The 23,395-nt window shown below is 74.5% G+C and carries 24 protein-coding genes and 1 pseudogene; 14 read left to right on the top strand and 11 right to left on the bottom strand.

Going from position 1 to position 23,395, the window contains the following annotated elements; genetic code table 11:
- Nucleotides 1-796, bottom strand: a 796-nt coding sequence (locus D459_RS32395) for a hypothetical protein (RefSeq protein WP_017595203.1), incomplete at its 3' end; no start/stop codon positions are given.
- A 516-nt stretch (nt 797-1,312) separates the two neighbouring features.
- On the opposite strand from D459_RS32395, the pseudogene D459_RS34595 reads away from it, so the two are divergent.
- Nucleotides 1,313-1,807 (top strand): annotated as a pseudogene (locus D459_RS34595) (VOC family protein); the annotation flags it as partial.
- A 274-nt stretch (nt 1,808-2,081) separates the two neighbouring features.
- Here D459_RS34595 and D459_RS0122165 read toward each other — a convergent pair.
- The 3 genes from D459_RS0122165 to D459_RS0122175 form a co-directional block, all read right to left on the bottom strand.
- On the bottom strand, nt 2,082-2,537 hold the full coding sequence (locus D459_RS0122165; RefSeq protein ID WP_017595204.1) for a Clp protease N-terminal domain-containing protein: 456 nt from the start codon (nt 2,535-2,537) through the stop codon (nt 2,082-2,084).
- 98 nt (nt 2,538-2,635) lie between these two features.
- Entirely contained in the window at nt 2,636-3,328 is a 693-nt protein-coding gene (locus D459_RS0122170; RefSeq protein ID WP_026120654.1) for a class I SAM-dependent methyltransferase, read from the bottom strand.
- A 103-nt stretch (nt 3,329-3,431) separates the two neighbouring features.
- The gene (locus D459_RS0122175; RefSeq protein WP_017595206.1) at nt 3,432-4,382 is read right to left on the bottom strand and encodes an alpha/beta hydrolase; all 951 of its coding nucleotides are present in this window, start codon (nt 4,380-4,382) and stop codon (nt 3,432-3,434) included.
- 456 nt (nt 4,383-4,838) lie between these two features.
- On the opposite strand from D459_RS0122175, the gene D459_RS0122180 reads away from it, so the two are divergent.
- Complete coding sequence (locus D459_RS0122180) at nt 4,839-5,669, top strand: SDR family NAD(P)-dependent oxidoreductase (RefSeq protein ID WP_017595207.1); 831 nt, start codon at nt 4,839-4,841, stop codon at nt 5,667-5,669.
- Nucleotides 5,670-5,901: 232 nt separating this feature from the next.
- Here D459_RS0122180 and D459_RS0122185 read toward each other — a convergent pair whose 3' ends face one another.
- Nucleotides 5,902-6,654: a GNAT family N-acetyltransferase gene (locus D459_RS0122185; protein WP_241485100.1), complete on the bottom strand. Its 753-nt coding sequence runs from the start codon at nt 6,652-6,654 to the stop codon at nt 5,902-5,904.
- A 218-nt stretch (nt 6,655-6,872) separates the two neighbouring features.
- Here D459_RS0122185 and D459_RS0122190 point away from each other — a divergent pair, with 218 nt between their 5' ends.
- Entirely contained in the window at nt 6,873-7,409 is a 537-nt protein-coding gene (locus D459_RS0122190) for a VOC family protein (RefSeq protein ID WP_017595209.1), read from the top strand.
- Here the strand turns inward: D459_RS0122190 and D459_RS0122195 are convergent.
- Nucleotides 7,406-8,086: a pentapeptide repeat-containing protein gene (locus D459_RS0122195; RefSeq protein ID WP_017595210.1), complete on the bottom strand. Its 681-nt coding sequence runs from the start codon at nt 8,084-8,086 to the stop codon at nt 7,406-7,408. The two genes, D459_RS0122190 and D459_RS0122195, sit on opposite strands and share 4 nt — an antisense overlap.
- 178 nt (nt 8,087-8,264) lie before the next feature.
- Here D459_RS0122195 and D459_RS0122200 point away from each other — a divergent pair, with 178 nt between their 5' ends.
- The 4 genes from D459_RS0122200 (at nt 8,265) to D459_RS0122215 (ending at nt 11,320) form a co-directional block, all read left to right on the top strand.
- The gene (locus D459_RS0122200) at nt 8,265-8,528 is read left to right on the top strand and encodes a phosphoribosyl-ATP diphosphatase (RefSeq protein WP_026120655.1); all 264 of its coding nucleotides are present in this window, start codon (nt 8,265-8,267) and stop codon (nt 8,526-8,528) included.
- 110 nt (nt 8,529-8,638) lie between these two features.
- Entirely contained in the window at nt 8,639-9,493 is an 855-nt protein-coding gene (gene hisG / locus D459_RS0122205; RefSeq protein ID WP_017595212.1) for an ATP phosphoribosyltransferase, read from the top strand.
- 101 nt (nt 9,494-9,594) lie between these two features.
- Nucleotides 9,595-10,296 (top strand): spermidine synthase family protein, encoded by a 702-nt coding sequence (locus D459_RS0122210; protein WP_017595213.1) that lies wholly within the window; start codon nt 9,595-9,597, stop codon nt 10,294-10,296.
- A gap of 244 nt (nt 10,297-10,540) precedes the next feature.
- Nucleotides 10,541-11,320, top strand: coding sequence for an SDR family NAD(P)-dependent oxidoreductase (locus D459_RS0122215; protein WP_017595214.1), 780 nt, complete (start codon nt 10,541-10,543; stop codon nt 11,318-11,320).
- A gap of 54 nt (nt 11,321-11,374) precedes the next feature.
- Here the strand turns inward: D459_RS0122215 and trxA are convergent, their stop codons facing one another.
- Nucleotides 11,375-11,752 (bottom strand): thioredoxin, encoded by a 378-nt coding sequence (trxA, locus tag D459_RS0122220; protein WP_017595215.1) that lies wholly within the window; start codon nt 11,750-11,752, stop codon nt 11,375-11,377.
- Between the two features lie 246 nt (nt 11,753-11,998).
- Here trxA and D459_RS0122225 point away from each other — a divergent pair, with 246 nt between their 5' ends.
- On the top strand, nt 11,999-12,370 hold the full coding sequence (locus D459_RS0122225; protein WP_017595216.1) for a YidH family protein: 372 nt from the start codon (nt 11,999-12,001) through the stop codon (nt 12,368-12,370).
- Nucleotides 12,367-12,744, top strand: coding sequence for a DUF202 domain-containing protein (locus tag D459_RS0122230; protein ID WP_017595217.1), 378 nt, complete (start codon nt 12,367-12,369; stop codon nt 12,742-12,744). The genes D459_RS0122225 and D459_RS0122230 overlap by 4 nt, the downstream gene beginning before the upstream one ends.
- A 52-nt stretch (nt 12,745-12,796) precedes the next feature.
- On the opposite strand, the gene D459_RS0122235 is transcribed toward D459_RS0122230, so the two are convergent.
- The 3 genes from D459_RS0122235 to D459_RS0122245 form a co-directional block, all read right to left on the bottom strand.
- The gene (locus D459_RS0122235) at nt 12,797-13,792 is read right to left on the bottom strand and encodes an NAD-dependent epimerase/dehydratase family protein (RefSeq protein ID WP_017595218.1); all 996 of its coding nucleotides are present in this window, start codon (nt 13,790-13,792) and stop codon (nt 12,797-12,799) included.
- Nucleotides 13,793-13,876: 84 nt separating this feature from the next.
- A complete protein-coding gene (locus D459_RS0122240; protein ID WP_017595219.1) occupies nt 13,877-14,590 on the bottom strand; it encodes a PIG-L deacetylase family protein in 714 nt (237 codons plus the stop codon).
- Nucleotides 14,591-14,709: 119 nt separating this feature from the next.
- Nucleotides 14,710-15,468 carry a WbqC family protein gene (locus tag D459_RS0122245; protein WP_017595220.1) on the bottom strand — a complete coding sequence of 253 codons (759 nt, stop codon included), beginning with the start codon at nt 15,466-15,468 and terminating at the stop codon, nt 14,710-14,712.
- Nucleotides 15,469-15,942: 474 nt separating this feature from the next.
- On the opposite strand from D459_RS0122245, the gene D459_RS0122250 reads away from it, so the two are divergent.
- Nucleotides 15,943-17,520 (top strand): glycosyltransferase, encoded by a 1,578-nt coding sequence (locus D459_RS0122250; RefSeq protein ID WP_017595221.1) that lies wholly within the window; start codon nt 15,943-15,945, stop codon nt 17,518-17,520.
- A 139-nt stretch (nt 17,521-17,659) separates the two neighbouring features.
- Nucleotides 17,660-18,058 (top strand): DUF3817 domain-containing protein, encoded by a 399-nt coding sequence (locus D459_RS0122255; protein WP_026120656.1) that lies wholly within the window; start codon nt 17,660-17,662, stop codon nt 18,056-18,058.
- A 131-nt stretch (nt 18,059-18,189) separates the two neighbouring features.
- On the opposite strand, the gene D459_RS0122260 is transcribed toward D459_RS0122255, so the two are convergent.
- Nucleotides 18,190-19,131, bottom strand: a complete 942-nt coding sequence (locus tag D459_RS0122260) for an SURF1 family protein (protein WP_040710811.1) — start codon at nt 19,129-19,131, stop codon at nt 18,190-18,192.
- A 412-nt stretch (nt 19,132-19,543) separates the two neighbouring features.
- On the opposite strand from D459_RS0122260, the gene D459_RS0122265 reads away from it, so the two are divergent.
- The 3 genes from D459_RS0122265 (at nt 19,544) to D459_RS0122275 (ending at nt 23,383) form a co-directional block, all read left to right on the top strand.
- Nucleotides 19,544-20,050: an acetyltransferase gene (locus tag D459_RS0122265; protein WP_017595224.1), complete on the top strand. Its 507-nt coding sequence runs from the start codon at nt 19,544-19,546 to the stop codon at nt 20,048-20,050.
- A gap of 110 nt (nt 20,051-20,160) precedes the next feature.
- Complete coding sequence (locus tag D459_RS0122270) at nt 20,161-21,087, top strand: arylamine N-acetyltransferase family protein (RefSeq protein ID WP_017595225.1); 927 nt, start codon at nt 20,161-20,163, stop codon at nt 21,085-21,087.
- A 133-nt stretch (nt 21,088-21,220) separates the two neighbouring features.
- Nucleotides 21,221-23,383: a VMAP-C domain-containing protein gene (locus tag D459_RS0122275; protein WP_161634172.1), complete on the top strand. Its 2,163-nt coding sequence runs from the start codon at nt 21,221-21,223 to the stop codon at nt 23,381-23,383.
- The last annotated feature ends 12 nt before the right edge of the window (nt 23,384-23,395 follow it).

Below are 23,395 nucleotides of genomic sequence, written 5' to 3' on the forward strand. Positions count from 1 at the left end.
AGTAGAGGCAGCAGCTGCGGCGGGTGAAGCGCCCGCCCCGGTCCAGGCGTCCCGCGCCGTTCAGCGGGCGGCCGGACAGGGCCGCGCGGAGCAGGGCGGACGCGCCGGGGGCGGCCTCCGGGCGGGCTTCGGAGAGGTGACGCACGGCGCCCGCGAACGCCGAGGCGGCATTGCCGCGCAGCACGCGGGGCGAGACCGCGACCCGGGAGGCGACCGCCCGGGACAGCGGCTCCACCAGGCCGTCCAGATAGCCGCCGGCCAGTGCGGCGGCGGCGCCCGCCGGGTCGGCCGCGGGATCGGGCACGGCCGCGCCCCCGCCGTCCGCCAGCAGCGGCAGCGGCCCGCGCGGCGCCGGGCGCCAGCGCCAGGCGTCCGGGGCGGGGACGACGCCGTGCAGCACCGCGGCGCCGATCGCGGGGGAGAGCAGCCGCTCGGCTATGCCGAGGTGGAGCACGGACGCGGCGATGCGCGGCGGCACCTCCTCCGGGGCGATGCCGGTCCGCTCGGCGAAGACCCGCCGGACGGCCTCGACCCGCCCGTCCAGGTAGGCCGGTTCGCGCAGCCCGGCGAGCGGACGCCAGGCCGGTGCCTCCCCGGTCCCGGCCGGCGCCTCCCCGGTCCCCGCGGTCGTCTCCCCGGCCGCCGGGACCGGGAAGAATCCGCCGAGGCCGGCGAGGTCCGCGAGGGCGGCCCGGACCTCCTCGGCGGAGGCCGCCCGGAGGCGAGGGACCGGCCCCGTCCGCTTCGGGAAGGGCGGGCCGGAGCCCGGCCCGGCGGGTCTGCGCGGAAGCGTCATCCCTCTCCGCCTTCCACCGACGGACCGCGGCAGACCGCCGGGCAGGGCCTGTGCGTTCTGCCTGCGCCTTCCCCGCGGCGCGGCCCCGCGGCCGGGCGGCCGCCCGCGCGGCCCCCGGGAGACCCGGGAACGGCGCCCGCTCTCCCGTCCCGAGGGGGCGGATTCTTCGCCGTGCGCGGTTGAGCACCGGGCCCGGCGCCCGCTCTCCCGATCGGAGGGGGCGGATTCTTCGCCGTGCACGGTCGACCGCCGGGAACGGCGCCGGCTCTCCCGTCCCGAGGGGGCGGAGCCTCTGCCGTGTGCCATTGACCGCTGAGCCTGGTGCCCGTTCGCCCAAGCCGGACCCGGGTTGCCGGGCGGCGGACGGAGGAGGGAAGTCGGCGGGGCAGCCGTGCCCGGAGCGGGCGCGGAAGGCGGCCTCGCGCAGGGCGGGGACCGGGCCGGGCGCCGGGCGCGTCCCCGGGAGAACGGCGGGACACGGCCCCGGGCGCGCCGCCGCATCGGAGAATGGTCGCCATGGACGGCATTCTCCCCTTCCCCGACGGAGCCGAACTCGACCACATCGTCTACGCGGTACCGGACCTCGAAGCGGCGGCGCGCCGCTTCGCCCGGGAGACCGGGGTGGAACCGGCGCCGGGCGGCGCGCATCCCGGCTGGGGCACCCGGAACCTGCTGGTCGGCCTGGGCGGCAGGGCCTATCTGGAGATCATCGGCCCCGACCCGGAGCAGGAGGAGCCCGGGCGGCCGCGCCCCTTCGGCATCGACGGCCTGCCCGGCCCCGGCGCGGTCACCTGGGCGGTCCGCACCCCCGACCTGGACGGCGCGGTGCGCCGCGCCCGCGCCGCGGGCTACGACCCCGGCGAGGTCCTCTCGATGAGCCGCCGGGTCCCCGGCGGCGCCCTGCTCGAATGGCGGCTCACCGACCCGGACGCGGCCCGTCCGGGGGCGGTGCCCTTCCTCATCGACTGGGGCGGCTCCCCGCACCCGGCCGATTCGGGGCCGCCGGAGGTCCGCCCGCTCGCGGCGACCCTGCACCACCCGGATCCGGGGGCCGCGGAGGGGCCGCTGGCCGCGCTCGGCCTTCCGGTCCCGGTCCGCCCCGGCCCGCCGGGCCTCTCGCTGGCCGTGGAGGGACCGGCCGGCCGGCTCTCCCTCCGCCCGCCGGCCGCCGGCGGGGGATCCGGCTCCCCGGGCGGCGGCCGGCGGGGCGGTCCGGGGAGGCGGCCGCGCCAGGGCGGGCCGTGGTGCGGCGGGCGGAAGGCGGGACGCCCGGCCCGGTCCGCGCTCACGGCTCCCGGAGCAGCCGCTCGGCGGTGTCGCGCAGGGCCGCGCGGTCGACGCCGAGGCGGATCAGGGCCTCGGCGGCGCGGCCCTCGGCGCGCAGCAGGCCGAGCAGCACGTGCCCGGTGCGGATCGAGGGCCCGCGGCGGTTCAGCCGGATCGCCTCGCGCAGCGCGAGTTCCAGCGCCTTCTTCGCGCTCCGGGTGAAGGGCAGGTGCCGCCCGCCGAACAGGCCCCGGCGCGGCGCCGGGTGGCCGCGCTCCAGGGCCCGGACGGCGCCGCGCAGCTCCTCCGGTCCGGCGCCGTGCTCGGCGAGTGCCCGCGCCGCGCTCCCCGCCGCCTCGCCGGCCAGCCCGAGCAGCACGTGCTCGGTGCCGATCCGGCCGTCGCCGAGGTCCCGGGCGGCTTCCTGCGCGCCGGTGACGGCGGCGCGGGCGCCCTTGGTGAAGCGTTCGAACATGGCCGTCCTCCTATCGCCGAGACGAGTCAACAAAAGTTGACCGTCAACTAAAGCTGACGATAGGGGGGCGGTGTGGAGTTGTCAATAAAAGTTGACGGTCACTCCTGCGGCTTGCGCAGGTGGTGGATCCAGGCCGGCGGGAAGTTGGCGACCACCCGGTCGGTGTGCACGCCGTACCGGTTCACCCACTCCTCGACCACCCAGGAGGAGCGCGCCTGGCGCAGGTAGTCCTCCCGGGGGGCGATGACCGCCTTGACCTCCTTGGTGTACAGGTAGCCGAAGAACGACAGCCGGCCGCCCGGGCGCAGCACGGTGAAGTAGTAGTCCAGGATCTCCCGGACCTCCTCGGCGGTGAAGTTGGCGAACGGCAGGCCGGAGATGATCACGTCGTAGCGGCGGTCCGGGCCCATCTCGGTGACCAGCCGGTCGTGCACCTCGATCCGGTCCCGGACCGCGGCGAAGTCCGAGTCGGTCTCCACCAGGGTGCGCAGGCGCGCCGCCATCTCGGAGTTGGCCTCGACCAGGTCGGCGGTGTCGCCGGGGCGCATGTTCGCGGCGATGGACCGGGAGACCGGGCCGGTGCCGGCGCCGCCCTCCAGGATCGAGAGCGGGGCGGACGGGTCGTCCCGCTCGGCCAGGTGGCGGGTGAGGGCCGCGGCCAGCGCGGGGCTGCTCGGGACGACCGAGCCGGTCGCCCGGAAGGTGCGCAGGGCCTCGCGCAGGAAGAGCCCGGCGTCGCGCAGCCGGGAGTCGATGCGGAAAGCGTCGGAGGGACTCTTAGTCGCTGCCATGCGCAGCACGTTAGTACGTGTCCTGTTCGGAATGTGTGAAGTCCCGGCGGGTGTTCCGGGCCCGGGGCGGCCGGTCCGCCGCCCCGGATCCGGCGGGCGGGGGTCAGCCCTCCGCGGCGAAGGCGTGCCGGAGCGCCGCGTTGACCGCGGTCTCGGCCCGCCGCGCGGAGCCGAGGAAGGCGCCGAAGCCGAGGATGCCGTGGAACCCGTCGTTGATCCGGACCGTGGTGGCCGGAACGCCGGCCGCGGCCAGCGCCCGCGCGTAGGCCTCGCCCTCGTCACGCAGCGGGTCGAAGTCGGCGGTGAGCACCAGCGCCGGCGGCAGCCCCTCCAGCGAGCCGGCGAGCAGCGGCGAGCACCGGGGGTCCTCCGCGTCGGCGGGGGAGGCGAGGTACTGGTCGGCGAACCAGCTCATGGCGCCGGCGGTGAGGAAGTAGTCCTGACCGTTCTCCCGGTACGAGGGGTAGCGCTCCCCGGTCTCGTCCGCGGTCCAGTCGACCACCGGGTAGACCAGGGCCTGGAATGCCAGGCCGGGGCCGCCGGCGTCCCGGGCCAGCTGCGCGGTGACCGCGGCCAGGCAGCCGCCCGCGCTGTCCCCGGCGACCGCCAGCCGCCCGGGGTCGATCCCGAACTCCCCGGCGTTGGCGGCGATCCAGCGCAGTGCGGCGAAGGCGTCGTCGACCGGGGCGGGGAAGGGGTGCTCCGGGGCGAGCCGGTAGTCCACCGAGACCACCGACGCGCCGGTGCCGGCCGCGATGATCCGGCATACGTGGTCGTGCGAGTCCAGGTCGCCGATGACGAACCCGCCGCCGTGGAAGAAGACGACGCCGGGCAGGACCGCCCCGGGCTCCGGGTGGTAGTGCCGGAGCGGGACCGGGCCGGCGGGGCCGGGCGCCTCGGCCGCGCGGACCAGGGCGATCTCCGGGCCGCTCGGCGGCGTCCGCCTCTCCCGCAGGGCGGCGCGCAGCTCCGCGGCCGGCAGGCCGGCGCCGATCTCGGGTCCGTTGCGGGTCATGAGTTCGAGGAAGTCGAGGGTCTCCTGGCTGGGCCGCATCGGCGCACCTGCTCCCTTCGGGGGTGGGCCCGCCGCGGCGGGCCCGGGGGACCGAACCGGATTCTGCTCCCGGACCCTAACCGCCCGCCGCCCCGCGGGGGAGGGGGGAACCCGCCCCGGATCATCCGCCGGACGGCCGCTCGGCGGCGTCCGCCTCTCCCGCAGGGCGGCGCGCAGCTCCGCGGCCGGCAGGCCGGCGCCGGTCTCGGGTCCGTCGCAGGTCACGAGTTCAGGGAGGGGCGGGCCGGGACGCCGCCCGGCCCGCGTTCCGGCGGCCGCCCGCCGTGCCGCAGACTGGGATACCCCTCGGGACGATCCGGGGCGTACCGGACCCCGCCGGCGCCCCGTCCCGCGCGCCCGCGGCCGCAGGGTCCCGGAAGGCGCCGCGGGCCAGGGCCCTCCCGAGGCGACCGACCCGTCCCGGCCCGCCGGCCGGGCCCCTCGGAAGGAGCATCGATGAGCGGCACCTCCCACCCCCGGACCGCACTGGTCACCGGGGCCTCCACCGGCATCGGCGAGCGGTTCGCGCGCGACCTGGCCGAGCGCGGCTACGCCCTGGTGCTGGTGGCCCGCCGGGCCGAGCTGCTGAAAGGACTCGCCGAGGAGCTGGCCGACCGGTACGGCGCCCGCACCGAGGTGCTCCCCGCGGACCTGGGGACCCCCGAGGGGGTGCGCACCGCGGCCGAGCGGCTCAGAGCCGACGGCACCGACGGCCGGGCCCCGATCGACCTGCTGGTGAACAACGCCGGCCGCGGCGACGGCGGCGTCTTCACCGAGCAGGACCCGGACGACGTGGACGCGATGATCGACCTGAACGTGCGCGCCGTGCTCCGGCTCGCCGGCGCGGTGCTCCCGGTGCAGATCGCCCGGCGCGCCGCCGAGGGGCCGGGCCGCCCGCTCGGCGTGATCAACGTGTCCTCGCTGGCCGGGGAGCTCCCGGTCAACCCGGGCGGCTCGGTCTACAGCGCCGCAAAGTCCTTCGTGACCCGGTGGAGCGAGTCGGTCGCGGCGGAGACCGCACCGCACGGGGTGCACGTCACCGCGGTGCTGCCCGGGTTCGTCCGCACCGACATGACCCGCGGCGTGCAGGAGAGCGGCCTGCCCGACCTGGCCTTCGTGCCCAAGGAGCAGGTGGTCCGGGACGCGCTGCGGGCCTGGGCGGCCGGCCGCGGCACGGTCGTCCCGGGCGCCCAGTACCGGGCCGCCGACGGGCTGCTCCGCGGAATCCCGCGCACCCTGTACCGCGCCGCCGCCGGCCGCCTCGCCCGGCGCGGCGCCTCCTCCTGACCGAGCGGGGAGGGGCGCGGCCGGCGCCGTCCGGTCGGTTCCGGTGCGCGGGGTGCGGAACTCCGCTCCCGGTCCCCGCTCCGTGCGCACCGCCGCCGGGCCCGTGCGGCGCCTGGTCCGGCCGGGGAGGGCCGCGGCCGGCGCCGTCCGGTCGGCCCGGGTGCGCAAGGCGCGGAAATCCGCTCCGGGTCTCCGCGCCGTGTGTCCTGTGCCGGACTCTCCGGCGGAGCGGTCAGTCCGGCCGCTCTGGGAGCAGCACCGTGGTGAACACGCCCTGGTCGCGGAAGCCCAGGCGGTCGTAGAGGCGCTTGGCCGGGTTGTCCGCGGTCACCGCCAGGCCGACCTCGGCCAGGCCGGCGGCGGAGGCGCGGGCCAGTGCCCGGCGGAGCAGCAGCCCGCCGAGGCCCGCGTAGCGCGGCTCGGGGCGGCGGAACACCTCGCCGATCCACGGCACGTCGTCCGACCGGTCGTTGAGGATCAGGCCGGCGGCCACCCGGTCGCCCTCGGGGCGCTCCTCGTCGACCACGAGCGCGCTCAGCCCCATCACCGGCCCCAGGACCGCCCCGCTGAGCAGCATGAGCAGCGCCCGGAACTTCTCGACCGGGTCGTCGCGGTCGGCGGGCCGGTCCGGGTGGCCGGGCGGGAAGGCCGCGTCGAGCGCCCGGAACACCTCCTCCGGAGTCCGGTCCAGCGGGGTGATCCGCAGCCCGCCGGCCTCGGGCGCCAGGTCCGGCCAGGAGGCGGGCGGCGGGTCGGAGGCCAGCGGCCGGCGCATCTCGTGCGCCCGCCGGGTCGCCCTCCCGCCCAGGCCGACGAGCTCCCGGGCGAACTCCTCCGGGGCGACCACCCGCCACCCCGCCAGCCGCTCGGCGGCGGCGCGGGCCGCCCCGGGGCCGAGCGGCCGCAGGGAGGCCGCGACCCGGGCGTCTCCGGCCGAGCGGTCCAGGTAGTCGAGGAGCGGCGCACCGTCAGGGCCGGTGAGCACGGTCCGTTCCCGAGGGGCCTTGTCCGGCATGCGACCTCCGAGCGTCCGGTTCTTCGGGGAGGACCGCAACGGTACTCCGCGGCGGCTCCGCCCGGGGCTCCGGGAGCCGGGCCGCCGCTCGCGGATCCGGCGTCCGGGGCGGCGCCATTCAGGACGCGTACGGACCGGGTTCCCGCCCAACATCGTCCCCGACACCGAACACCGGCGAAGGGATCGCGATGTCCGAGCAGGCCAGTGCCGCACCGGCGGGGTACACCACAGTCGCACCGTGGGTCGTCACCGACGACACCGGCGCCTTCCTCGACTTCGTCGCCGAGGCGTTCGGCGGCGTGGAGATCGGGCGGGTGCCCACCGAGGACGGCAAGATCGGCCACGGGGAGATCCGCGTCGGCGACACCGTCGTGCTCGCCTTCGACCGGCACTCGGACTGGCCCGCCATGCCCAGCCTCCTGCGCGTGTTCGTGCCCGACGCCGACGAGGCGTGCGCGCGGGCCGTCGCGGCCGGCGCCCGGGTCGTCACCCGCACCATGGACAACGCCTTCGGCCAGCGCGGAAGCCGGGTCAAGGACCCCTTCGGCAACATCTGGTGGGTGACCGCCCACGTCGAGGACGTCACCGAGGAGCTGATGTGGGAGCGGATGGAGGACCCCGTCCACATCGAGGGCATGCGCGAGGCGCAGCAGACGCTCGACGCCGAGCTCAGCGGCCGGCGGCGCGGCCGGGACAGCGCACCGGTGCGGCCTGCGGGGTCCTAGTCCTCCACGGTGACGCCCAGCGCCGCGGCGAAGACGCGCAGCAGGCTCTGCGCGTCCGAGCCGCCCACCACCGCGCCGTCCAGTGCGGCGGCGCCGCCGATGCCGTGCAGCTCGCAGCCGGTGAACCGGGTGCCCGCCATCGAGGCGCCGCTGAACTGCGCGGCCTCCAGCCGGCAGCCCTCGAACCGGGCGCCGCGCAGGTCCGCGCGCTGGAAGTTCGCCTCGCGCAGGTCGCAGTCGCGGAAGACCACCCGGACGAACCGGGAGAAGCGGAACGACGCCAGGTCGGCCTTGCAGCCCTCGAACAGGACCTCGCGCAGCCCGCACTCGGTCCAGGCGGCGCCGGTGAGCCTGCTGCGCAGGAACGCGGTGGTGGAGAAGGCCCCGTCCGGGAACCGGGCGCCGGCCAGGTCGGCGCCGCGGAACTCGGTGTCGGAGACGTCCGCGCGGAGCAGGACGGTCCCGGCGAGCCGGGTCCGGTCGAACCGGCAGCCGTCGACCACCGGGTCCTCGGCCCGGAGGGCGGACAGGTCCAGGTCGCCGTAGTCCAGCGCGGTGCGCACCGCGTCGTCGGCGATGCCGTGGCCGGGCAGGGCGGCGGTCCCGAGCCGCTCGGGCAGCGAGGGCGCCGCCGGCTCGCGGAGCCGGGCGGGTCGCCGGGGGGCGGTTCCGGGCATGCCGGCGAGTCTAGTGTCCTGGGCCGCCGGCCCGGTGGACGCCCGGGGCGAGCGCTCCGCGGGGAGGCCCGTGCGGCGCCGGGCCCGGGGCCGCGTCCGCGCCGAATCCGGGGTCGCGGTCACGGGCGGGCGCCGGGGCGCCTACCCTGGTAGGGCGAGTCACCTGAGGAAAGTGATGATGAAGACCTTCGAAGAGCTGTTCGCCGAGCTGTCCGAGAAGGCGCGCACCCGGCCCGAGGGGTCCGGGACGGTCGCGGCCCTGGACGCCGGCGTGCATGCGATCGGCAAGAAGGTCGTCGAAGAGGCCGCCGAGGTCTGGATGGCCGCGGAGTACGAGTCCGACGAGGCCGCCGCGGAGGAGATCTCCCAGCTCCTCTACCACCTCCAGGTCCTCATGCTGGCGCGCGGGCTGCGCCTGGAGGACGTCTACAAGCATCTGTAGGCCGGTCCCGGGTCCGCCTTCGGGGCGCGCCGCGCCCCGGGCCCGGTGATCGGCCGCGCCGCCGACGTCCGGACGCCGAAGCAGTGACCACCAGCAGAGGAACGCCGCACATGCCCGACATGCTCCGTATCGCCGTGCCCAACAAGGGCCAGCTCTCCGGTCCCGCCAGCGAGATGCTCCGCGAGGCCGGCTACCGCCAGCGCAAGGACTCCCGGGACCTCGTCCTGGTCGACCCGGACAACGAGACCGAGTTCTTCTTCCTCCGCCCCAAGGACATCGCGGTCTACGTCGGCGAGGGGATCCTGCAGGCCGGGATCACCGGCCGGGACATGCTCCTCGACTCCGGCGCCCCGGTGGAGGAGGTGCTCCCGCTCGGGTTCGGCGGCTCCACCTTCCGGTTCGCCGCGCGCAACGGGTCGTCGATGAAGATCGAGGACCTCGAGGGGAAGCGCGTCGCCACCTCCTTCGAGGGGCTGCTCGAGCGCTACCTGGAGGAGAAGGGCGTCCGGGCGCGCGTCATCCACCTGGACGGCGCGGTGGAGAGCGCGATCCAGCTGGGCGTGGCCGACGCGGTGGCCGACGTCGTCTCCACCGGCACCACCCTGCGCAACGCCGGCCTGGAGCTGTTCGGCGACCCGATCCTCACCTCCGAGGCGGTCGTCATCCGCCCGCGCGGGGCCGGGGAGGACGACAAGGTCGACCGGCTGCTGCGCCGGCTCCGCGGCGTCCTGGTCGCCCGGGACTACGTGATGATGGACTACGACGTGCACGCGGAGAAGCTGGACACCGCCGTCGCGCTCACCCCCGGCATGGAGGGGCCCACCGTCTCCCCGCTGCACCGCGAGGGCTGGGTGGCCGTGCGCGCCATGGTCCCGCGCCGCTCCGCCCAGCAGATCATGGACGACCTGTGGCAGCTGGGCGCCCGGGCGATCCTGGTCACCGACATCTACGCCTGCCGCCTCTGAGCGCAGGGACCGGGGAGCCCCGGCCCGGACCGGTCGATAAGTCCAAGATCAACACAGGGTGGGCGCACCTCCGCCGGTTCCGGGCCGGGGAAGGGAGAGCAGTGTCGAAGTCCGCGGAGCCGGAGCCGCAGGTGGTGCACCGAGCCGAGGGGGAGGCCGGCGGCGAGCTGGTGCTCCGGCGGGCGGGTGCGCACTGGGAGATCCTGAGCAACGGGGTGTTCCTGATGGACACCCGGGACGGGGCCTCGGAGCGGAAGATGGTCCGCGCGGCCCTGGACGCGCTGCCGGAGGGGACCTCCGGCGCCCGGGTGCTGATCGGCGGGCTGGGCGTGGGCTTCTCCGCGCGCGAGGCGCTGGACCACCCGCGGACCGGCGGGGTCACCGTGGTCGAGCTGGAGCCGAAGGTCATCGAGTGGCACTCCGGCCCGCTCGGCGCGGTCGCCGGGCACCTGCCGGACGAGCCCCGGTGCGAGCTGGTCCGCGCCGACCTGGCGGTCTGGCTGGCGGAGGCGGCCGGCCGCGCCGCCGCCGGCGGCGACCGGTACGACGTGCTCTGCCTGGACACCGACAACGGCCCGGACTGGACGGTGCGCGCGGAGAACGGGCGGCTGTACGAGCCGGCCGCGCTGGACCTGATCGAGGCGGTCGCGGTGCCGGGCGGCGCGGTCGCGTTCTGGAGCGCGATGCGGGCCCCGGCCTTCGCCGCCCTGCTGGAGCGCCGGTTCGGCGGGGTCGCCGAGATCTCGGTGCCGGCCCGCGCGGGCGAACCGGACGTCGTCTACCTGGCGCGCACCCGGAGCTGACCGGGGCGGCCCGGTTCCGCGAGGGCGGCCCGGCCGCCCGCCGGTGTGGGACTCCCCACCCCGTGCCCGGGGCCCGGGGTCCGCCCCGCCCGCACTCCGCCGCCTGCGCCGGGCCGCCGGCGGCGAACCCTTGGATCCTACCTAGCGCGTGCTTGATAATGCTCATATCGGAATCTGATATTCCTAATAGGAATACGATGATCACGGTACCCGGGGCGCACCCCGGAGGAAGTGGGCAGAGCACATGGACAAGGCCGGGATCGGACGACGCTTCACCGGCAGGGCCGGCATCCTCACCGGGGCCGCGTCCGGGATCGGGCGGGCGACGGCGCTGCGGCTCTCCGCCGAGGGGGCCCGGCTGCTCCTCGTCGACCTCGACGAAGAGGGGCTGGCCGAGACGCTGCGGCTGATCAGGGAGGAGAACGGCCCGGACGGACCGGAGGCGGTCGTGCACCCCGCCGACGTCTCCGACGAGGCCGCGGTGCGCGGCGCCGTCGAGGCCGCCGCGGACCGCTTCGGCGCGATCGACCTGCTGATCAATGTGGCCGGCTTCCACAAGGTGGTGCCGCTTGAGGACATCACCCTGGACTACTGGAACCGGCAGTTCGCGGTGAACGCCGCCGGCACCATGCTGTTCTGCCGGGAGGCCATGCCGCACCTGGAGGCCGCCGGCGGCGTCGTGGTCAACACCGCCTCCACCTCGGCCACCCACGCCCACCCCGCCATGGCGGCCTACGCCGCCTCCAAGGGGGCGGTGCTGGCCTTCACCCTGAGCCTGGCCGCGGAGGTGTGGAAGCGCGGCGTCCGGGTGCTGGCCGTCTCCCCGGGCGGGGTCGAGACCCCGCTCACCAACGCGGTCTCCTTCCCGGAGAACGCCGACGGCTCCTACTACGCCCGGATCACCCCGCCGGTGGCCATGGGCGCGCCGGAGGAGATCGCCGGGGCCATCGCCTTCGCCGCCTCCGACGACGGCGCCTTCGTGCGCGGCGTGGAGCTGCGCGTCGACGGCGGCTCGCACGCCTGAGCCGCGACGGGCGGCGGCGCCTTCACCTCGGCGCCGCCGCCCTCCGACCCGCGCTCACGACTGCGCGTCGCCGGACTGCTGCTTCTCGATCTCCTTGCGGACCTCGTCCATGTCCAGCTCCCGGGCCTGGCCGATCAGGTCGTCCAGGCTCTCCTTGGGCAGCGCGCCGGGCTGGGCGTAGACCACCGTCTTGTCCCGGACCACCATCAGGGTCGGGATGGAGCGGATGTCGAAGCTCGCCGCGAGCTCCTGCTGGGCCTCGGTGTCGACCTTGGCGAAGACCAGGTCCGGGTTCTCCTCGGAGGCCTTCTCGAAGACCGGGGCGAACTGCCGGCACGGACCGCACCAGGAGGCCCAGAAGTCGATCAGCACGAACTCGTTGTCCGTGAGGGTCTCGTTGAAATTGTCCTTGGTCAGCTCGATGGTGGCCACTGCTTCTCCTGAATCTCGTTCGCGGGCCGGTCCCTCGTAGAGCGGTCCTGCCCGCGGATTCATTCCGCAAGCGCGATCGGCGGCACCGGATTCCCGCTCCGGCCCGGGTTCGGCCGGGCCGGTCCCGATTCCCGACAAAACTACTGAACAATACCGACTTGGGAGGAAAAGCCGCAGGTCATTAAGGTCGTCAGCGAGGACCGGAGGGGCCGGGCCGAGACGGATCGGGCGGAGACAGGGGGCGTCATGGCATCGGGCGCGGAGGACGGGGACGGCGGGCGGAAGGACGCCGGGAGCGAACCGGACTACCGGTTCACCCTCGCCAACGAGCGGACCTTCCTGGCCTGGATCCGCACCGCGCTCGCCCTGGTCGCCGGCGCGGTCGCGGTACTGCACCTGGTCCCGCTGGACTGGGCGGACACGCCGCGGCTGGTGGTCGGCTCGACGCTGACCGCGATGGCGGTGGTGATCACCGTCTACGCGCCGCTGCGCTGGCGCCGGGTGCAGGACGCGATGCGGCACGAGCGCCCGCTCCCGAACGGCCTGCTCCCGCTGCTCACCGCGCTGGGCGTGGCCCTGGTCTGCATGGTGGTGCTGTTCGGGAACGTGCTCGGATGAGCCGGCCGGCGGAGGGCGGCGCGCGGCGCGACCCCGGGCTGCAGGCCGAGCGGACGCTGCTGGCCTGGCAGCGCACGGTGATCGTGCTGGTGGTCGTGGCCCTGCTCTACGTCCGGGACCCGTTCCAGGAGGGCGCCCCGCAGGACCCGGGCGGGACGTTCCTCCGGGCGGCCGTGGCGCTGCTGCCGGTGGGGATCGCGATCGCCGCGGCGGTGCACGTGCGGCGCAGGTGGCGGGCGGACGGCCGCCGGGCGCACGGAGGCGCTGCGCACGGGCCTGCGGCACCGCTCGCACGGAGCTGGATGAGGATTCTGATCAGCGCGGGGACCTGCGTTTTCGCGATCGCCGTGGCACTGAGCGCGCTGATCGGATGAGGGCGGCAGCGCCGCCGGAAGGGGCCGGATGGACGGTGTCCGGCCCGGCTCGTCAGGGTCGGGCGACGGCCTTCCGCCGGTCCGGCCCGCTCGCGCGGTCGTGGTCGATGATGGACGCGATGATGTCGTTCAGCCGGCGCCGCGGCTCGTAGCCGATCAGCTCGTGCGCCAGCGAGGTGTCGGGCATCCGGCGCTGCATGTCCTCGTAGCCCTCGCCGTAGGCCTCCTCGTAGGGAACGTAGGCGACGGTGCTCGGCGAGCCGGTCAGCTCGATCACCCGGTCGGCCAGACCCCGGATGGAGACCTCCTCCTTGCCGCCGAGGTTCACCGCGCGGTTGTAGGCCGCCGGGGTGTCGATCAGCTTCACCACCGCCGGGACGACGTCGAACACCGAACCGAAGCAGCGGCGCTGGTCGCCGGTGCCGTACACGGTGATCGGCTCGCCGGCCACCGCCTGGGAGACGAAGCGCGGCACCACCATGCCGTAGCGGCCGGTCTGCCGCGGGCCGACGATGTTGAAGAACCGGGTGATGACGCAGGGCAGGCCGGACTCCTCGCCGTAGATGTAGGCGACCAGCTCGTCCAGGCCCTTGGCGGCCGCGTACGACCACCGGCTCTTCAGCGGCGACCCGAGCACCCGGTCGGCGTCCTCGGAGAGGCCCTCGGCGTCGTTCTTGCCGTAGACCTCGCTGGTGGAGGCGACCATGAAGCGGGCCCGCCTCCTGGCCGCCGACTCCACCACGTTCTCCGTGCCCTGCAGGTTGATGTGCAGCGACTCCAGCGGCTTGTCCACGATGGTGTGCACGCCCACCGCCGCGGCGAGGTGGAAGACCGTGTCGCACTCGGCGACCACGTCGTCCACCAGGCTCTTGTCCAGGACCGAGCCCTTGACGAGCTCGAAGGACGGGTTCCCGGCCAGCTGCTCGAGATTGGACTCCCTTCCGGTCGACAGGTCGTCCAGGGCCGCGACGCTGTGCCCGTGGGCGACGAGATGGTCGCACAGATGCGATCCGATGAAGCCGGCTCCGCCGGTGACGAGGGCCTTCAAGGTGCCTCCCCCTCCTGAGGGTCACGGTGTTCCGGTCAGCCCCGGCGCGCATCGGGCCGCACGCCGGGGTCGGTCGGCGCCGCCCTAGGCGAGCAGGCGCATGGCGTAGAAGCCCTCGGCGAGGGCGACCCCGGTCTGCATGCCGCGGAGCACGGCGAGGCTGCGCAGCGTCTGCTCGGACCGGGTGTGCGGGTGCTCGTGGATCTGGGTCCCGTAGAGGCGCATCGCGGAGAGCTTGGCCTCCATGTCCTCCTCGCCCAGCTCCACCAGGAGGTTCGGGGACGGGGCGGCCTCGTAGCGCCACTGGTCGGCCGCCTCCTCGTAGGCCAGGACCAGCCGCGGGTGGTGCCGCAGCCGGGTGTTGGACGGCCGCAGCGCGGTGTGCACGGCCTCCGCGGTGACCTGGTGGTCCTGGTTGTAGCTGGTGCGGTGCGGTGCGATGACGACCGTCGGCCGCAGCTCGGCGATGGAGAGCGGGCTGTTCCGCTCGATCACGTTGGACATCTCGAACCGGGGCAGCGCGTCGAGCTTGAGGTGGTACTCGTCGCCCGGGAACGCGATGTGCCAGCCGTCCCACCGGAAGTGGTCGGCGACCTCCTTGATCTCCGCGTACCGCTCGTCGGCGGTGGAGAACCCCTTGGCCGAGTTGTCGGCGGTGTCTCCGACGGTGAGGAACTGGACGTAGACCTCGGCGCCGGCGGCCTTGGCGCGGTGCATGAGCCCGCCGCAGCCGAGGGTCTCGTCGTCCGGGTGCGGAGCGAAGACGAGGATGCGTTGCTGGGACCAGTCGATCGTCATGCGGAGTTCCTATCCATGGGGGATCGGTCGATGAAGGCACTGACCAGCTATGATCAGTGACGTTCATGCGGGTGTGACGGTTGCCACGCCGAGCACCGGCGACGCCGGAGCGCACCTGGTCAGGCCCCCGGGGCCTCCCCTGTGGCGTCGGCCGCGTCCTCGATGTCCTGCGGAGCGGGCCCGCTCTCCGTGCGGGAGCGGCGGATCAGGTCGATCCCGGAGGGCCCGGCGTTGAGCAGCAGGTCCAAGGCGGCCATGCGCGGTAGGAACCCGTCCTTTGCCTTCCGGTTGAACTGCGGATACTCCGGGTGGACGAAGTTCTGCCATTCGACGGCGATGCCGTAGCGCTGGAAGACCCGCTGGTCGACGTAGTCCTGGGCGCCGTCCCCGGAGAGCATCGAGGAGGCCCCGACCTTCGCCGACAGCTGCGCCAGCAGCTCGCTCTTCTGCCCCGGGAACTCGCCCAGGTCGCTGGCGCGGATGACGGGCGTATCGATGCCGAAGGCGTCCAGCACCAGCTCCGTGCTGGCCATCGCGAGTTCGTCCAGCCGCTCCCAATCCCGGTCGTACAGCGAGATGACCGCTTCGGCGTACTCGTCCCAGAAAGGCGCCTTGCGGTAGCAGTGCTCCGCTATGGTCCGCCGGTGTTTGTCCCGCCATGGCCGAGACGTATCTATCTTTTTGTCCATGATTCGCTCGTCCCGGCTCTGCTGGATCACCGGGACGGTCAGCAGGACCGGTCCGCCCTTGCCCGCGACATAGTTTCGGTTCTGCCATCCTTTGCGTTCATACTGGACATGATCGAGAACGATAAAAAGATCCGTTCTGTCGATCTTGTCGATGAGGCCCAGCCAAGGCAGATAGTGCGGCTGGTGCATGGCTACACGCACTGGGCTTCCTCTCCGAGGCGGGGACTTCACTCGCTGTGTACGGCTGCTCGGAGGCGGGTGCCGCCTCTGTCCTGCGATTGTGCGCCGAGTTCGGGCCTGCGTCCGGTAGGGACACTGCTCTGTCCGGGTCGTCGTCCGTTTCGTGCGGCCGATCGCCGCTCGAAGACGGCGAATATGTGGAAACTTCGTACACGGGGTGGTTCCGCCCGCCCCTCCAGGTATTGCATCAACGGCTCTGGTCCACCGCAAGGCCGACCCCGCGATTCGCGTGGCCTACTTAGGTCGCCCCCGCCGGTGAACTTACAGCCTCGCGGAAACGTCACCTCAATACTGGCTTTGTCGGTCAAGGTCGGCCCAAAACCGTCCGTCCGATCGCGACCGCTTCGCCTCTGGGGTGTATGAAGTGTCACCAGAGGCCAAAGACCCTCCAAGTCCCGATTCGCCCGTGTGGAGGAAACCTCGGTGCGTACCGCACGCTTCATCGGCAGCTGGGTGGCGGGGCTCATCGCCCTGACGCTCGCCGTGACCTTGTTCGTCCAGTGGCTGAGGTTCGCGCTGGCCGCCGCCGAGGGGGGCAGTACGCCGCTCTTCCTGTGGATGGCCTTCGGCGTCAACCTCCTGGTGTGGACCCTGATCGGCGGGGGGCGCCTCGGCGACGACACGCTCCGCGGCCTGGCCGCCCGGCGCGCCGCCCGCCGCGCCCGGGGCCGCCGCCGGGTGCGGCTCGCCACCGAGGAGGGGGCCGCGGCCGAGGAACAGGTCCTGGTCCGCTCCCGGGCCGCGGGCGGCCCCGGCCGGGCGCGGCCCGGCGGGGGCTCCGCCGGCGGAGGCGGGACCGGCCCGCTGGAGGAGGCCGCGGAGGCCGAGTCCGGGACCGCGGCGGGCACCGCGACGGCCGCGGCTGCGGAGCAGATCTCGATGGCCGTGATCATCCCGGCGCACAACGAGGAGCCGGTGATCGACGGCGCGATCGCCTCGGCGCTGCGGCTGTTCAACCGGTGGGACATCTACGTGGTCTCGGACAGCTCGCACGACGCCACCGCGGACATCGCCGCGGAGACCGGCGTCAACGTGCTGGAGCTGCTCAGCAACCGGGGCAAGGCCGGCGCGATCGAAGCGGTGATCACCGAGTTCGACCTGACCGAGAACTACGACGCGGTGCTCATCCTGGACGCCGACACCGAGCTGGACGAGCGCTACGTCGAGGGCGCCCGCCGGCAGCTGTCCGAGCAGGGCGTCGCGGCGGTGGCCGGGTTCGTCGTCGCCGAGTGGAAGCCCCAGGAGCGCACCCTGGTCGGCCGGCTCATCTCGGCCTACCGGGACCGGCTCTACTGGATGCTGCAGTACCTGATGCGGTTCGGCCAGACCTGGCGGTTCACCAGCGTCACCTTCATCGTCCCCGGCTTCGCCAGCGTGTACCGCTCCGACGTGCTCAAGCGCCTGGACATCAACCCCAAGGGGCTGGTGATCGAGGACTTCAACATGACCTTCGAGGTGCACCACAAGCGACTGGGCCGGATCTCGATGCGCCCGGACACCCGGGCCTACTGCCAGGACCCGTTCACCATGCGGGACTACGTCAAGCAGGTGCGCCGCTGGACGCTGGGGTTCTGGCAGACCGTCCGTCGGCACGGCGTCTGGCCGAGCCTGTTCTGGTTCGCGCTGTTCTTCTACATCCTCGAGGTGCTGCTGGTCGCGGTGCTGCTCATCGCCACCGTGCTGCTCGGGGTCTTCATGCTGGTCCCGGAGCTCACCGGGGGCGCCGTGCTCGGCCTGGGGTTCTACGCGGCCGGCTACGACGCGGTGGAGGCGGTGCTGCCGCTGGCCACCATCGCGGTCGGGCTGTTCATCCCGGACTACGTCCTGACCTGCGTGATGGCCACCATCCGGCGGCGCCCCAGCTACCTGGTCTACGGGCTGTTCTTCCTGCCGATGCGGGTGATCGACTCCTTCCTCACCCTGCGCACCATCCCGCAGGCATGGACCGCCAGCTCCGACGGCCGGTGGACCAGCCCGACCAGGGAGGCGGGGAACCTGTAGCCGGGGGCCGGGCGGTGTGACCGGCCCCGCGGAGAGACGGCTCCATACAGCACTTAGGGTCGAAGGGCAAGAGGGTCCCGGCAACCGGACGGCGGGCGCCGGGCCCGCTCTCTGAGTCCGAGCACACCGAGGTGCCCCTGTGGATAAGAAGCGTCTCCCGTTCACGCTCTACCGCGTGCTGGCCTACATCACCGGTATCGCCCTGCTCCTGCTGGTCTTCGTGGCCATGCCGGCCAAGTACCTGGTGGGCGAGACCTCCGCGCTGGCCCTGGTGCCGGCCCCGGCCGGGATGGAGCACCTGTTCGGACCGGAATCGGTGCTGATGCTGTTCATCGCCATCCCGCACGGCTACATCTACATGGCCTACGTGCTGGTGGTCATCTGGCTGGCGCTGGGCCGCCGGTGGAGCGCGGGCCGGACGGTCGGCGTGGCCCTGGCCGGCACCATCCCGTTCGTCGGGATGGTCATCGAGCACCGGCTGGCCAAGGCGGAGAAGGCCGCGATGGACGCCGAGGACGCCCGGGCCGCGGCGGCCTGACCCCGCCGCCGGAAGTCCGGGGCGGCCGGGCCGCCCCTCCTCCGTCCCTGAAGCGGCCTCGGCGCCGCGGGGATCGCAGAGCGCTCTGCGACCCCCGCGGCGCCGAGTCGTCTCTCTGCCGGGCCGCCCGGTCAGCGCCGGGCGGCCGCCTCCGCGGGCTCGGCGCCCGGGCCGTCCGCGGTGCCGCCGCCCCCGGCGGGGGTTCCGTCCTCTGCGGGGGAGCCGTCCTCCGCCGCCGGGCCCTCCGGGCCGGGCGGGGGCGCATCGCCACCCGCGCCGCCGTCCGGGCCGTCCTCCGCGCCCTCGGCGGCGTCCTCCAGCTCGCGGCGCATCAGCGAGACCCAGAAGACGACCACCGCCAGGCCGAACACCCCCCACTGGGCGGCGTAGCTGACGTTCCGCCAGTTCCAGGAGATCTTCTCCTCCGGCCGCGGCGGCGGCGCGGGCTCCAGCCCGACCGCGGCGCCCTCGGCCGCGGTGTCGGCGGGCTCCTGCTCCCCGAGCACCACGTAGCCCTCGTAGAGCCGGTACGGCCAGGTGTTCACCAGCACCGACGGTGCGATCCGCGCGACGTGCCCCTCGGGGACGTCGATCGGGGAGTAGCCCTCCTCGTTCTTCTGCGGCGGCTGCAGCCACCCGGTCACCGAGACCTCGCCCTCCGGCGGCTCCGGGAGCCCGTCGGGGACCCCGTCCTCGCCGTCGGCCCGCGGGATCCAGCCGCGGTTCACCACCACCGCGGTGTCCTCCGCGGTGAGCAGCGGTGCGATCACGTAGTAGCCGGGCTCGCCGCCGGCGCTGAGCCCGGGGGCGAGCAGCGGGGGCGTGTCGGCGTAGGTCCCCTCGGCGGTGACCGCGGTGTTGCCGTCGCTCTCGGGCATGTAGGCCCCGGGCTCGGTCACCCGGTCCAGCGGCTCGGCCTCGGCCAGCTCCTGGGCGGGGGTGGACACCTCGCTGCGGTCCGGCTCCTGGGCGCGCACGAACTGCCAGTAGCCGGCCCCCATGCACACCGCGATGGCCAGCACCGCCACCAGGTGCAGGCCGATCCACCTGGGCGTCAACAGTCGGATTCGCACCCGTCCAGGCTATGTCCGCTCGGGACCGCCCGCCTTCTGCCCCCCACTTGACCGAACCCCCGTCCCACTTGGGCCGTCACAGGTTCGGGAATGGCCATCACTTTAAGTAATTTCCTGTGACGGAGGGTTGTTAGTCGAGGTCTCAGTGGGTAATCTATGTACCAGCGCGAGAGAGAAATACCCTTCACGCGCTTCGCGAGCTTTCGAAGGCCGCGACTCCAGGGGGGAGGAGTCGCAGGCCGTTCCCAAAGCGAGGGCCGCCTCCGTGATTTTGAGGGGGGACATGGAGGCGGCCCTCGCGCTTTCCTTTTTCCGGACCTTCCCCCGCCCCTCCCCGGACCTCCGCACCGCCGCCCCGGGCGGCGGGAAACCCGCTGTCCGCCCCGGCGGGCGGAGCGGTAGCGTGCCGGACATGGGCGATTCCCCGAACGGCACCGCGGACGGAACCACAGGCGGCACCGCGGGCGTCACCGTGCGGCCCGCCGCCGGGCCGGAGGAGCACGGCGCGCTGGCCGCCGTCTGGCGCAGCGCGGTGGAGGCCACGCACGACTTCCTCACCCCCGAGGACGTCGACCACTACGAGGCCCGGCTGTGCGGCGAGTACCTGCCGGCCCACCCGGTGCACGTCGCCGCCGACCCGGACGGGCGGCCGCTCGGCTTCATCGGCCTGGCCGGCTCGCACGTGAACATGCTGTTCGTCGACGCGGCCGCACGCGGCCGGGGCATCGGCGGCCTGCTCCTGGCCTGGGCCGCCGAACGCCACCCGGTGCTCACCCTGGACGTGAACGAGCAGAACCCGCAGGCGATCGCCTTCTACCGGCGGAAGGGCTTCGTGCAGACCGGCCGCTCCCCGCTGGACGACGACGGCCGCCCCTTCCCCCTGCTGCACATGCGCCGGGAGACCCCCTCCCCGGAGTGAGGCCCCCGGGGCGGACAGGGGCCGGCGGGTGGATCGACAGTCGGCGGACAGTGCCCGGCAAGGGCCTCCCGGCACGGTGGAGTCCTCAGCGAGGAACACGGGAGGACGACATGGCCGCAGCGACCGCCGCCGGGGCACAGCACACCGACGTATCGGACATCCCCGTCCCCGAGGTCCCGCCGCCCGGACCCGAGTACGGGTGGCAGAGCGAGGAGTTCGACCTCGACGCCTACCTGGAGCGGATCGGCTACCGCGGGCCGCGCGAGGCCACCTGGGAGGTGCTGCGGGAGGTGAACCGGGCGCACGCCCGGGCGATCCCGTTCGAGAACCTGGACGTGCTCCTCGGCCGGGAGATCTCCCTCGACATCGCCGACCTCCAGGACAAGATGGTGGTCCGCCGCCGCGGCGGCTACTGCCACGAGCAGAACGTCCTGTTCGCCACCGCACTGGACAGGCTCGGCTTCCGGGTCACCGGGCTGAGCGCCCGCCTCCTGTTCGGACGCGGCCTGGACGTGCTCCGCACGGTCGGGCACACCATCCTCAAGGTCGAGGCGGACGGCGGTGCCTGGATCGCCGACACCGGCGTCGGCGGCGTCGGCCCGCTGGAGCCGGTCCCGCTGGCGGACGGCGCCGTCTCGCACCAGGGCGACTGGACCTACCGGCTGGACGACACCCCCCGCGGATGGCTGCTCCGGTACGCCACCGCCGAGGGCTGGTTCCCGCTCTACTACTTCTCCACCGCCCCCTTCTACCGGGCCGACTACGCCGACCACAACTACATCGCCTCGCACCACCCCCGGTCCCCGTTCCACCGGATGCTCACCGTGCAGCGCAACGGGCTGCGGGAGCGCCTCGTGCTCACCGACCGGAGGCTCCAGACGCAGACCCCGAGCGCCGCACCGGCCGACCGCCACCTGGATCCGGAGCAGATCCCGCAGGTGCTGCGCGAGGTGTTCGGCCTCCACCTGCCCGCCGAGGACGAGCGGAGACTGGTCCGGTTCGTCGGGTCCACCCCCGAGGGGCAGGAGCTCGACTAGCGCCCCGCCCGGGCCCGCGGCCGCGGGCCCGGGCGGCCGGTCCCGGCCAAGGAGCGCGCGGAACGGCAGGGGCCCTTGCCGGTCGGCCCTCCGGCGTCGTTGGATGGGGGGTTCAGGGGGGACCCGGGAGGAGGTGCGCAGGGACGTGGCCGGCGGCTGGACGGTACGGGTACGCGTCTTCGACACCTCCGGCGGCCGCGAGCGGCTGCGCGACCACGGCACCGGCGTCGTGCTCCCGGACGCCCGGGTACTGACCTCGGCGCACGTGCTGGCCGGCGCCGCGGCGCGGGAGAGCCGGGTGGTGGTGGACGGCCCGGTGGCGGCGCCCGGCTGGACCGAGCGGGCCGAGGTCGCCGAGGTGTTCGACGACGGGCCGGCCGACTTCGCGGTGCTCTCCCTGGACCGCGCCCCGCCCGCCCCGCTGCGCCCGCCCGAGCTGCGCCGCTGCGGCGAGCCCGCCGGCCGCGAGGTCGGCGTCTGCGGCTACCCCGGCGGCGGCGAGACCGAGCTGTGGGCCTACTACGCGCTCCGCGACCGCGGCGGCCGCCCCCGCGGCGTGCAGATGGAGGGGCAGAGCTCCACGGGCAAGCGGATCGTGCCCGGCTACAGCGGGGCGGGGGTGCAGGACCGGGAGACCGGGGCCGTCATCGGGATCGTCACCGGCGCCTACGACGACCCGGAGGCGCGGATCGCGGTCATGCTCCCGCTGGAGGTGCTGCTGGACGCCTGGGCGCCGCTGGGCCCGATGCTCACCTGGGGCGAGGAGGACCGCCCCGACCCCGCGGTGGCCAACGACGTCTGCCGCGACCTGCGCGAGGAGCGGTGGCTCGCCCGGCCGAGCGACCGCCGCCGGATGCTCACCGCCGTCGAGGTGCGGCTCGGCCGCACCCTGCAGACCGGGCCGGGCCCCGACGACCGCATCGGCGGCGCCGAACTCAACAGGTGGGCGTTCGACCTGGTCCACGAGTGCTGGAAGCTGCCCGGCGGGCCGGCCGCGCTGTGGCAGGCGCTGAACCTGTTCGCCGAGGGCTGCCCCGCCGAGCGTCGGCTGGCCGAGCTGGCCGCCCCCGGGCGCGGCCGCGGCCCCGAGGCCCGCGAGCAGGAGGAGATGCGGTCGCTGCTGCGCGGGCTGCGCACCCCCAGGCTGCGCACCGTGTACCGGATCGCCGCGCCGCGCTGGGCCACCCCGGACCGGGACACCGCGATCGAGGACGCCTGGGACGGGTTCCGCCGGCTCTCCGACGCCATGGCCGACCGGGGGGTGCCGCCCCGCCTGGTCTTCGCCGACCTGCTCCGGTACGAGCTGGACGCCGCGCACCCGCCCGACACCCGGCAGGCGCTGGCGGCCGCGTCCCTGGCGGACTGGGTCGACGCCGAGGCGGGGCGCCTGGAGCGGGTCGGCGTCCGCGGGGTCCGCCCCCGCCTGCAGGAGCACCGCAGAGCGCTGGAGGAGTACCGCGCGGACACCCCCTGCTACCTGATCCTGCAGGTGGAGCGGGAGCACGAGGACCCCGCCGATCCGCGCCGCAGGCTCAGCGTGTGGAGCCAGACCGACCCCGCCGAGTGGCGCCCCTACCGGGTGAGCGAGGAGGTCGTCGACGCCGACCGGCTCGGCGACCGCGCGGTGCGCGCGGTGCTCGACGCCGAGCGCGGGTGGGCCCACGACCTGAGCTCGGAGCTGCTGATCGAGGTGGGGCTGCCGCTGGAACTGCTCGCCCTGGAGGCCGAGGCCTGGCCCTACCCGGTGCTCGGCGGCGACTTCACCGTCGAGCTGGGCGACCACTACCGGGTGGTGCTGCGCGGGCTGGAGAACGAGATGGTCCCCGTGCGCCGCAGGCTCCTCCGCTGGGCCGCGCTGAAGAACGGCGCCCGCCCGCGGGTGCACTGGGTCGGCGCGGAGGCCGACTGGGACGAGCGCCGCCGCGGCGACCTGTACCGCAGGATGGGCGAGGACCGCCACGCGGTGATCGCGGCCCTGGAACCGGGCGCGGCCGACCGCTCCGGCAGGGACGGGCTGCACTGCGCCCTCGCCCACGGGTTCCCGTTCCTGCTCTGGGACCGCCGGGGCCGCCTCGGCCGCGCCTTCCGCGACCGGTTGGAGCAGGAGCTCGGCGGCGGCGAGCAGGAAGCGAGGACCGCCGCGCTGCGCGTGCACGGCGCGGTCGACCGGATCCGGCGCGCCGCCAGGGACGCGCCGGACGGCGGCGAAGCGATCCGGCCCGTGCTGCTGCACGACGACCCCGACCGCCCCCTGCGGAGGTTCGCCCCGGGAGGCGAACCGCCCGCGCGCCTCTGAGAGAGGGCCTGC

Origin of the sequence: Nocardiopsis potens DSM 45234, from assembly GCF_000341105.1 — a bacterium.
In the GTDB taxonomy this organism is placed as follows: Bacteria; Actinomycetota; Actinomycetes; order Streptosporangiales; family Streptosporangiaceae; genus Nocardiopsis_A; species Nocardiopsis_A potens.